The sequence below is a fragment of the Xanthovirga aplysinae genome (assembly GCF_009711365.1).
Lineage (GTDB): Bacteria > Bacteroidota > Bacteroidia > Cytophagales > Cyclobacteriaceae > Xanthovirga > Xanthovirga aplysinae.
Map to the genome: position 1 here is coordinate 1 of NZ_SMMB01001154.1, position 9,680 is coordinate 9,680.

Consider the following 9,680-nt stretch of genomic DNA (forward strand, 5'->3'; position numbering starts at 1 on the left):
ATGGTCACGTTTTTAACCTAAAAAAACAAAAGAGGTATGAAAACAAATATTTCAAATGGAATCGCAACGGTATCCCTAAATCACCAACCAATTAACCTTTTAAGTCCGGAATTAGTGAATTTTTTATTGGAAACCACTTCCAAATTAAATGCTGATCAATCCGTACATTTAATCATCTTTAAATCAGATATCCCTGATATCTTTAGTGCTCATTTGGATTTACACTCCATTAACACTACCAGAGAAGGAATGGTAGGAACACAAAATTTTATGCGGTTGATTGATCAAATAAAAACTCTTCGTCCTTTGACTATTGGGGTAATTGATGGAGTCGCACGTGGCGGAGGTAATGAATTACTTCAGGCAATGGATTTACGAATCATCAGTGAAAAAGGAGCTTTAGGACAGCCAGAAATTAACACCAATATTCCAACAGGGGGACAGGGAGCAATCCGAATGGCAAGGCAATTGGGTAAAGATAAGGCCCTTTACTATTTGCTAACTGGACAAGACATTAAGGGAGAAGACGCAGCAAAAATGGGAATGGCGACTCTATTTGTTCCCTCTTCTAAAATCAATGCCCTAGTTGATCAAATAGCCCAACAGATTATTTCTTATGGGGGAGCCAATATCTCCATGTATAAAGATATCGTTGAAAAAGCACTTACGAACGAAAATAAAGCAATAGAAATTGAGAGAGACTATTTTGTAAAACGTGCTGGGGAACATAAAACACAAACAATTATTCAGGCTTTATTATCACAAGGAGCTCAAACAGAAAGAGAAATTGACGATCTGGAAGGAATTTTCCAGGATACCATAAAAATGTTGAAGTCCGCTTAATTGGCCAATAATTTAAAATTAACCTTTTCCTGTTTTCAAATTGTAAATTTGAAAACAAAGAATTGGGTAACCAAATTTTAAAACTTAGCCCCTCTTCAAGGGGCTAACTCCTCAAGCGTGAAAATACCCTTCATAACATTGTTATTATCCTCCTGAATGATCCGGTGAATAAAAATATTCCAATTTCCATTATTTATCACAATGGTATCTATTACATTATTTGCCTGTGCCAACAATCCAAAGGCACCCAACATCAACAATACTCCTAAATAAAATCCCCTCATCTTCCTTCCTCTTTTTCAAATTTATTAAAGCTCATTTAAGATAAATACTTTTACTTCACTTCGATAAAATTCCGGAAATATCCATCCGGAAGAATTAAGTAACCAGCCTCTTTTAAAGTGATTTCAAAAAACCTGGAGGTGGCCGATAAAACAAACAAACAGAAAATGAATAGGAGTTATTTCCTGAAATAGAAGGATAAAAAGACAGTATCAAGAATTTGAGGAAAGTCTATCTTTCAGTTGTTTGAAAAATAATCCTGTAACGAAAATCCTATTCCTCAAATTTTTAGAATAATAATTCATCCCCACTCAACTTCGGCCCTTCAACTTCCATTTAAACCTTACTGAAACTTCAATGTTTAGTCAAATGGATTTAACAAAAAAATTAATTGACTAGGATATTCTTTTTAAGATAAAAACACAAAAAGACCTACACCATACCGAGAATAAATTGAGAGTGATAATGAAGTTATTCTTTACTTCAAAACTCTGAAACCTTTTTAAATGAGTAACGTTTTTTAGGCTTTATTGTAGATTGAAAAAAGTAAAACATGGATCATTTATGGAACTTAAAACCCTTCCCAGCTGGAATAGGGATGGATTAAATTGTGGACTCACTGGACCATAAGAAGAAACTAAATCATTTTTTCAATTTTTATTCATAAATTTACACGTTCAAACATTTACATCCCTGATTTTTACTCTTTGCCTTTTAAATAAAAGTTATTAAGACTTCCACAGACTCTATAAGTGGAGAAGAAAAACAAAAGCAAGAAAAAAAGAGGGAAATTACTCCCTTGCTTTTGATAAGGAATAATATATAAACCAAAAAGATAAAGCTTATCTACCTATTTTTTTAAAATTTATGAGTAACGAAACACTCTTAGGAAAAGAAACAATTGGAAAAGCTTTATTAAAGTTAGCCTTTCCAGCCCTAATCGGCACCCTAGTTACTACACTTTATGATATTGTAGACTCCATTTTCGTGGGTCATGCCGTAGGTGCACAAGCTATTGGAGGGCTTACGGTGGTACTACCTATCAGTACTCTAATAGGGACTTTTGGAATGGCCACTGGTATAGGAGGCTCTTCCATCATTTCTCGCCAATTGGGTGCTGGAAAATATGAAAAAGTTAAAGAAACATTTGGAAATCTTTTGTTGGTCATTTGTATAGTGTCCTTAGTAATCCTGACTGGGGGATATTTATTTGAGGACGCTATTCTTAACTTTTTTGGTGCTCGAGGTGCGGTCGAAGCCTACGCTACCGATTACTACCGGATTGTTCTATTGGGAGCACCCTTTCTGACCTTCGGAATGATGGCCAATAATGTGGTACGTTCAGAAGGCTATGCTAAAGTAGCCATGTATAGTTTGATTTTTTCTGCTTTACTCAATACCGGATTAGATGCCCTTTTCCTTCTTGTTTTCAATTGGGGAGTAAAAGGAGCTGCACTGGCCACCATGCTTTCTCAAGTGGCTCTCACCACTTACCTTTTAATCTTCTTGGGAGGAAAAGATAGCTTGATGTCCTTAAGTTTGAAGTATTGGAAATTTCAATGGGCTGTAGTTAAAGAAACTTTTGCCATTGGTAGTTCCTCCTTTGTACGCTTTGGAGGATTATCCATTGTCGCAACCCTTATTAATCTAAGCTTATTAGAATACGGAAGTGAAATTTATCTTTCTATTTACGGGGTGATTTTCCGAGTAATCAATTTCACTTATGCGCCTATAGTGGGAATAACACAAGGCTTTTTGCCTTTAGTAGGCTTTAATTATGGAGCAAAAAATTACGATCGGATTTCCAAATCATTTCGTTATTCCCTTACAGTCATTCTTTCACTTTCCCTAATTTTCTTCATTGCTGTGGAAGGGTATACAGAATATGTATTTGATTTATTTTCTAAGGATGATGAATTAATAAGGCTAGGAAGCCCATTATTACGTATTGGTGCCTGTTCCCTACCAATAATTGGAGTTTTTACCCTTGGAACTGGGTACTTTCAAGCCATTGGGAAGGCGGGCCCTGCCTTCTTCCTGACTTTATCACGACAGATCATTATTATGATTCCATTGATACTTATCCTTCCAAATTATGTTGGTTTAGAAGGAATATTTATGTCTTTTCCACTTTCCGATGTGGGCGCTTTTATACTTACTTTATCTTTCTTAATACCTTCTATGAAAAAACTGAAGGTAGAAATGAAGCTTGTAGGCACTAATAAGGTTGTTTAAGATGATAACCAGTTTAGAATAAAAGGATTGGAAAAGACATAAATATTCCTTGGCTCTTCCAAATTGAAATATGATTTCGAAGGCATTCCCTTTGTCCTACCAATAGTTGTTACTAACTTTCGGGCTGCAAACACAATAATAACAGACCGCCTATGAAAACCTGGTTTCTTTGTAAAGTAAAATACCTTAGGGAAGACGATAAAGGATTGCTAAAAAGTGTAACGGAACCCTATCTTGTGGATGCCATGTCATTTACTGAGGCAGAGGCACGCATCTATGAAGAAATGAGCAAAATTGTTCGGGGAGACTTCACCGTACCAAATATCAGCAAAAGTAACATTGTGGATATTTTCCACTACGAAGATGCAGATGTTTGGCACAAATGCAAAGTTTCTTATGTAGTAGTGGATGACGAAAGTGGAAAAGAAAAGCGCGTCAATCACTTCATGATTGTTACTGCCAAGGATGTGAAAGAGGCTTACGATCGTATTCACGAAAGTTTAAATAATATGCTCGTAACTTTCCGTGTTCCTGAGGTTGTGGAGAGCCCAATCGTGGAGGTTTTCCCTTACATTTCTGATGAGGAAAAAGAAGAGGAAATCCCAGATAATTTAAAGCCAGTATCAGAAGTTGAAGCAGAAACTGAAACCGAAGTAGAAGAAAATTAACCAAACTAATATTCCTAAAAGGCAACTTAAAAAGAATATTGAAAATAGAAAACAAAAAAAGATCGGCTTAATTAACCGATCTTTTCTATTTATAAATGCTAGCCCAAGGAAGGGGGCATTATTAAAGTATTAAATCTTCTTAGACATTCTCAGAACTTGCTTTAGCAGAGAAATATTCCCTATTCAAGCGAGCAATGGTAGTTAGGCTAATTCCTTTAGGACATTCGGCAGAACAAGCTCCTGTGTTCGTACAAGCACCAAAACCTTCGGCATCCATTTGAGCCACCATATTTTCGGCACGAGTCTTTCTTTCCACCTGTCCTTGAGGCAATAAGGCCAATTGAGAAACTTTTGCAGCTACAAATAACATAGCAGAAGCATTTTTACAGGCCGCAACACAAGCACCACAACCAATACAAGTGGCTGCATCCATGGCTTCATCGGCTACCGTTTTAGGAATTGGAATTTCATTGGCATCTGGTGTTCCTCCTGTGTTTACATTTACATATCCACCTGCCTGAATGATTCTGTCAAATGCACTCCTGTCTACCACTAAGTCCTTAATTACTGGAAAAGCACCAGCTCTCCATGGTTCCACGGTAATGGTATCTCCATCCTTAAAGCTTCTCATATGCAACTGGCAAGTGGTAATCTTCTGCTTAGGACCATGAGGCCGGCCATTGATGTACATACTACACATACCGCAAATACCTTCACGGCAATCGTGATCGAAGTGAATAGGGTCCTCCCCTTTTCGAGCTAAATCTTCATTTAAAACATCAAACATTTCAAGGAATGACATATCCTCAGAGATGTCGCTCACTTGATAAGTTTGAAATCCTCCTTTATCATTGACGTTTTTCTGACGCCATACTTTTAATGTGAGATTCATTTTCTTTATAGTTATGAGTTTCTTAGCAATGAATTGAAAAAACAACTCATCACTCATTACTAATTAAAATTACTTATAACTTCTCTGAGTCAATTTAACGTTTTCAAAGACAAGTTCTTCTTTATGCAGGACTTCATCCTTTTCAACACCCTGGAATTCCCAGGCACCAACGTAGGCAAATTTCTCGTCATTACGCTTGGCTTCACCTTCCTCGGTTTGATGTTCCTCACGGAAGTGTCCACCACAAGATTCATCTCTATTTAAAGCATCGTCCACCATTAATTCTCCTAATTCTAAGAAATCGGCAACACGATTCGCTTTTTCCAGAGACATGTTTAACTCTTCGTTACTTCCCAGCACATTCACATCCTCCCAGAACTCTTCTCTTAACTCACGAATCATACCTTTGGCTTTTTTCAAACCTGCTTCGTTACGAGCCATACCGCAGTATTCCCACATAATCTTACCTAACTTCTTATGGAAATCATCTACGGTTTGAGAACCCTTTATATTTAATAGTGTATTGATCTTATCTTTTACAGCCTTTTCTGCTTCTTCAAATGCAGCATGATCAGTAGATACTCTTTCGTATGGCATTTTTGCCAGATAGTCTCCAATGGTATAAGGCAATACAAAATATCCATCTGCAAGACCTTGCATTAGAGCACTAGCACCTAATCGGTTTGCGCCGTGGTCTGAGAAATTAGCCTCACCAATAGCATAACACCCATCTACATTAGTCATCAAGTTGTAATCAACCCATAGGCCTCCCATGGTGTAATGTACGGCAGGATAAATCATCATTGGCATTTCATATGGATTGTCCCCTGTGATCTGCTTGTACATATCGAAAAGGTTTCCATATTTGGCCTCTACTACCTTTTTACCATCTCTTTTAATAGCGTCAGAAAAATCCAGGAATACCGCCAAGCCAGTAGTTCCTACCCCACGTCCTTCATCACAAACCATTTTGGCGTTTCTTGAAGCCACATCACGAGGCACCAGGTTACCAAAAGCAGGATACCTTCTTTCCAGGTAGTAATCTCTTTCTGAGTCCGGAATATTAGCAGCATCTTTTGCTGAAAGTCCTTTAGCCTTAGCAGCATCCTTTGGCACCCATACTCTACCGTCATTTCTCAAGGATTCTGACATCAAAGTTAGTTTTGACTGATGATCCCCAGAAACTGGGATACAAGTTGGGTGAATTTGGGTATAACAAGGGTTAGCCATTAAAGCTCCCTTTTTATGTGCTCTCCATGCAGCAGTGGCATTGGATCCCATAGCATTAGTAGAAAGGAAAAAGACATTTCCATAACCGCCAGTTGCTAAAACCACGGCGTGTGCACTATGTCGCTCTATTTTACCAGTAATTAAATCACGAGTAATAATACCTCGAGCTTTTCCATCTACCATTACAAGGTCGAGCATTTCAGTACGGTTGTGCATTTCAACCTTACCGTTTTTAATTTGGCGGCTCAATGCAGAATAAGCTCCCAACAACAATTGTTGCCCGGTCTGGCCTTTAGCATAAAAAGTTCTCGAAACCTGTGCTCCTCCAAAAGAACGGTTTGCCAACAATCCTCCATATTCACGAGCAAAAGGAACACCTTGAGCTACACACTGGTCAATGATATTTACACTTACTTCTGCAAGACGGTGTACATTTGCCTCCCTGGCTCTATAATCTCCACCTTTTACCGTATCATAAAATAGACGGAAAACGGAGTCACCATCATTTTGATAATTTTTTGCGGCATTAATACCACCCTGTGCAGCAATACTATGGGCTCGACGAGGGCTATCTTGAAAACAAAATGCTTTTACATTATAACCCAACTCCCCAAGGGATGCTGCTGCTGATGCCCCAGCTAAACCAGTACCCACCACAATCACATCGTACTTTCTTTTGTTGGCAGGATTTACCAGCTTAACATTGAATTTATGTTTGGTCCATTTGTCGCCTATAGCGCCTTCCGGAATTTTTGATTCTAATTTCATTGTATAATTCGATCTAAATTATCCTAAACTTTGAATGTAGACGTAAATTGGCATCAATGCGAATAATAAAGGAACGATAATCGCAAAAGCCATTCCCACTTTTTTAATTAAAGGAGTGTACTTTTTATGATTTAAACCCAAAGTCTGGAAGGCACTCTGAAATCCATGAGAAAGGTGAAATGCCAGTAAAATCATACAAAAAACATACAAGCCCACATACCACAATTGGGAAAATGCTGCTTTTACGATAACGTACAAATCCTTTACTTCCTGTCCATCATAGTTTTGAACTGGGATTCCTCCCCAATGCATTTCGTACCAAAATGATTTTAAATGAATGACCAAAAATATCAGAACAAATGTACCTAACACCCCCATGTTTCTTGAAGTCCAAGCACTGTTTGCACTGGCATTTTCAACTGAATATCCAACAGGTCTGGCCTTTTTGTTTCGTTGGGTTAAAGCAATAGAGTAAAATACATGCCCCAAAATGGAAATATAAGTCAGGTAGGACAACACCTTAACCGCAGGATTTGTGGTCATGAACAAGGCGTACTCATTAAATAGTCGCCCATTATCAGCCTCAGCAAAAAATATCTGCAGATTACCTGCCACATGACCTATCAAAAACAGGATTAAAAATAAACCTGTCGCCGACATGATCAACTTTTTTCCAAGCGTACTTGAAAACGTTTGATTAAACCAACTCATTAGATTGACAATTAACTTTTAAATATGAAAAATCAATAATAGCCCAAAGGTACATACGGAACGAATAGCAAGCAATTTGGCATTGCTTATTTTAAATCTTTCTAAATAGAGACACTTCCTTGTTATTTTCTAAACGATAAATTCCTAAAGAAAATACCATTAATACCGACAATAAAGAGTCGGAAAGTGCCAAAACCCATGTTTAAAACTCAAAAAGTCATTAAACCATCTAAGGACGATCAAAAAAAATCCTGAAACCTTCAAGCTTACTTTCATAGAAAAACTTGAAGATTTCAGGATCAAATGCTTAATCCACAAATTGAATTTCTTAAAAATTTTTAATACCAGGAAGGGGTAGTAGCATTATCAAATAACAATTCCCGATTACTTCCATCATTAGCATTCATCATCCACACTTGGGGGGCATTTCGGTCGTTATTAGTCACATTAACAAAAATAACTTTAGAACCATCAGAAGAGAAACGAGGGTAAAGGTCATTAGTTCCAATTGGTTTAGTATCCACATCGCCATTAGTTCCCATAGATAAATCAGTTACCTGATTATCCGACAAATTAATTACCATTATATGAGCATCTAATTGACGGCCATCAGCTGACTCTCTTCCAAGCTGATCCACGGTGTACATCACTTTAGAGCCATCAAGAGAAAAAACAGGACTTTCCACAATCCCAGGTAAATTATCTACAAGCAGTTGCTGATTAGAGCCATCCGGATTCATTGTATATAGTTCGGTATCATAAGGCTCCAACCCCACAGTTTCCACCACTATGAGCTGTCCTTTTGTGCCAAAATCTTTCCAGTCACACCTTCTAAAATGCCTGTCAACAGGGGCCGTAGCTATCAAATCCAAATTAGTACCATCTCTATCAATTCGATACAATTTATTTTTATTACTATATAGGAAAAATTTCCCATCAGGTGACCATGAAAAACCTACTCCATTGTTATGGTTTCCTGTCACAGGCAAAGTTGTCACTCGTTTCACATCTTGCCCCTGTGGTGTCATGGTATAAATATGAGGTTCTGTTTCCTTATTTGAAATAAAGGCTAGTAGGTCTCCTCTAGGACTCATTTTTGGTTCCCACTCAAGGGCTTGCCAATCCGTTAAGCGTGTCAAGCTTTCTCCATCTATTTGCGCAGAATAAATATCAAAACTCCCTTCCCGGTCACTGGCAAAAAAGATAGGGTTATCAGGATAAGGTAGGGTTTTAAAACTCCAGGTTTCGGAAATAATTTCCGTATCCTGATCCTTTGTCACCACATACCAAAAATAATCCGTATCAAATTGAAGGGAAGTAACCATAAGGGTGGTGTCAGTTTGATTTTCTGCTATTTTTTCTCTTTGTGTCGACCCTGAAGTAAACAAATAAACATCAAAATACAATTGGTCCAAGGTGTCAGCATCAAAAGCCGACCATATCAATTCCAAATCCCGCTCTTGCATGTTGGATTCATGTTCAGGAGCAATATTTACGGCAGCCTGGGGAGCAGTATTATCAACCTTTTCAACGCTTAAAGGAAGAGTTACCTCCTCCACCTCATCCTCGGATACAATAACATTCACCCGACTATCTTTAAACCCTTCCATCTCAGCAATCACAAAATATTCTCCTGTCTTTAGGGAGTCAATAAAAAAGGTTCCATCCTCTTCAGTATAATAAATTTCAGTGGCAGGACTTGTGGTAATTTTTGCTCCAGAAATTCCTTCCTCCGAATTTCCTATGACTACCTTTCCATTTACAAATCCATAGAAATCAGGATCCACGGTTTCCTCTGTACAAGAGAACAAAAAGACAAACATGAAACACCCTAAAAATGATTTAATATTTTTCACAAAAAGATCCATAGTAATTTGCAGAAAAAAGAACCTAATTAAATAATGCTTCAAAAGCAAAATTTCATCAATTATAACTCAAAATTAAACAATTAATTTTTGAAAAAAATAAAATTATTATTCAATTATTTAAATAAAAAAACATTTTAAAAAAACTCAATAAAAATCAATATTTAGAAATAAACTGTTTAAAAT

The 9,680-nt window shown here is 37.3% G+C and carries 8 protein-coding genes; 3 read left to right on the plus strand and 5 right to left on the minus strand.

Features of this window, described 5'->3' with window-relative positions; all coding sequences use genetic code 11:
• Positions 1 to 36 precede the first annotated feature (36 nt).
• Positions 37 to 843: an enoyl-CoA hydratase/isomerase family protein gene (locus E1171_RS14675; RefSeq protein WP_155206787.1), complete on the plus strand. Its 807-nt coding sequence runs from the start codon at positions 37 to 39 to the stop codon at positions 841 to 843.
• A gap of 95 nt (positions 844 to 938) precedes the next feature.
• On the opposite strand, the gene E1171_RS14680 is transcribed toward E1171_RS14675, so the two are convergent.
• Positions 939 to 1,127 (minus strand): hypothetical protein, encoded by a 189-nt coding sequence (locus E1171_RS14680; protein ID WP_155206788.1) that lies wholly within the window; start codon positions 1,125 to 1,127, stop codon positions 939 to 941.
• Between the two features lie 865 nt (positions 1,128 to 1,992).
• Here E1171_RS14680 and E1171_RS14685 point away from each other — a divergent pair.
• Together E1171_RS14685 and E1171_RS14690 are read left to right on the plus strand one after the other, a co-directional pair.
• On the plus strand, positions 1,993 to 3,360 hold the full coding sequence (locus E1171_RS14685) for an MATE family efflux transporter (RefSeq protein WP_155206790.1): 1,368 nt from the start codon (positions 1,993 to 1,995) through the stop codon (positions 3,358 to 3,360).
• A 152-nt stretch (positions 3,361 to 3,512) separates the two neighbouring features.
• Positions 3,513 to 4,028 (plus strand): DUF4494 domain-containing protein, encoded by a 516-nt coding sequence (locus E1171_RS14690; protein WP_155206791.1) that lies wholly within the window; start codon positions 3,513 to 3,515, stop codon positions 4,026 to 4,028.
• Positions 4,029 to 4,167: 139 nt separating this feature from the next.
• On the opposite strand, the gene E1171_RS14695 is transcribed toward E1171_RS14690, so the two are convergent.
• The 4 genes from E1171_RS14695 to E1171_RS14710 form a co-directional block, all read right to left on the minus strand.
• A complete protein-coding gene (locus E1171_RS14695) occupies positions 4,168 to 4,920 on the minus strand; it encodes a succinate dehydrogenase/fumarate reductase iron-sulfur subunit (protein ID WP_155206793.1) in 753 nt (250 codons plus the stop codon).
• A 69-nt stretch (positions 4,921 to 4,989) separates the two neighbouring features.
• A complete protein-coding gene (locus E1171_RS14700; RefSeq protein ID WP_155206795.1) occupies positions 4,990 to 6,918 on the minus strand; it encodes a fumarate reductase/succinate dehydrogenase flavoprotein subunit in 1,929 nt (642 codons plus the stop codon).
• 18 nt (positions 6,919 to 6,936) lie between these two features.
• Positions 6,937 to 7,629 carry a succinate dehydrogenase cytochrome b subunit gene (locus E1171_RS14705; RefSeq protein ID WP_155206796.1) on the minus strand — a complete coding sequence of 231 codons (693 nt, stop codon included), beginning with the start codon at positions 7,627 to 7,629 and terminating at the stop codon, positions 6,937 to 6,939.
• 338 nt (positions 7,630 to 7,967) lie between these two features.
• Positions 7,968 to 9,452 (minus strand): carboxypeptidase-like regulatory domain-containing protein, encoded by a 1,485-nt coding sequence (locus tag E1171_RS14710; protein WP_222931509.1) that lies wholly within the window; start codon positions 9,450 to 9,452, stop codon positions 7,968 to 7,970.
• Positions 9,453 to 9,680 lie beyond the last annotated feature (228 nt).

Coding starts and splice junctions, on each gene's coding strand:
- E1171_RS14675 (WP_155206787.1), top strand. CDS start 37: ATGAAAACAAATATTTCAAATGGAATCGCAACGGTATCCCTAAATCAC.
- E1171_RS14680 (WP_155206788.1), bottom strand. CDS start 1,127: ATGAGGGGATTTTATTTAGGAGTATTGTTGATGTTGGGTGCCTTTGGA.
- E1171_RS14685 (WP_155206790.1), top strand. CDS start 1,993: ATGAGTAACGAAACACTCTTAGGAAAAGAAACAATTGGAAAAGCTTTA.
- E1171_RS14690 (WP_155206791.1), top strand. CDS start 3,513: ATGAAAACCTGGTTTCTTTGTAAAGTAAAATACCTTAGGGAAGACGAT.
- E1171_RS14695 (WP_155206793.1), bottom strand. CDS start 4,920: ATGAATCTCACATTAAAAGTATGGCGTCAGAAAAACGTCAATGATAAA.
- E1171_RS14700 (WP_155206795.1), bottom strand. CDS start 6,918: ATGAAATTAGAATCAAAAATTCCGGAAGGCGCTATAGGCGACAAATGG.
- E1171_RS14705 (WP_155206796.1), bottom strand. CDS start 7,629: ATGAGTTGGTTTAATCAAACGTTTTCAAGTACGCTTGGAAAAAAGTTG.
- E1171_RS14710 (WP_222931509.1), bottom strand. CDS start 9,452: ATGTTTGTCTTTTTGTTCTCTTGTACAGAGGAAACCGTGGATCCTGAT.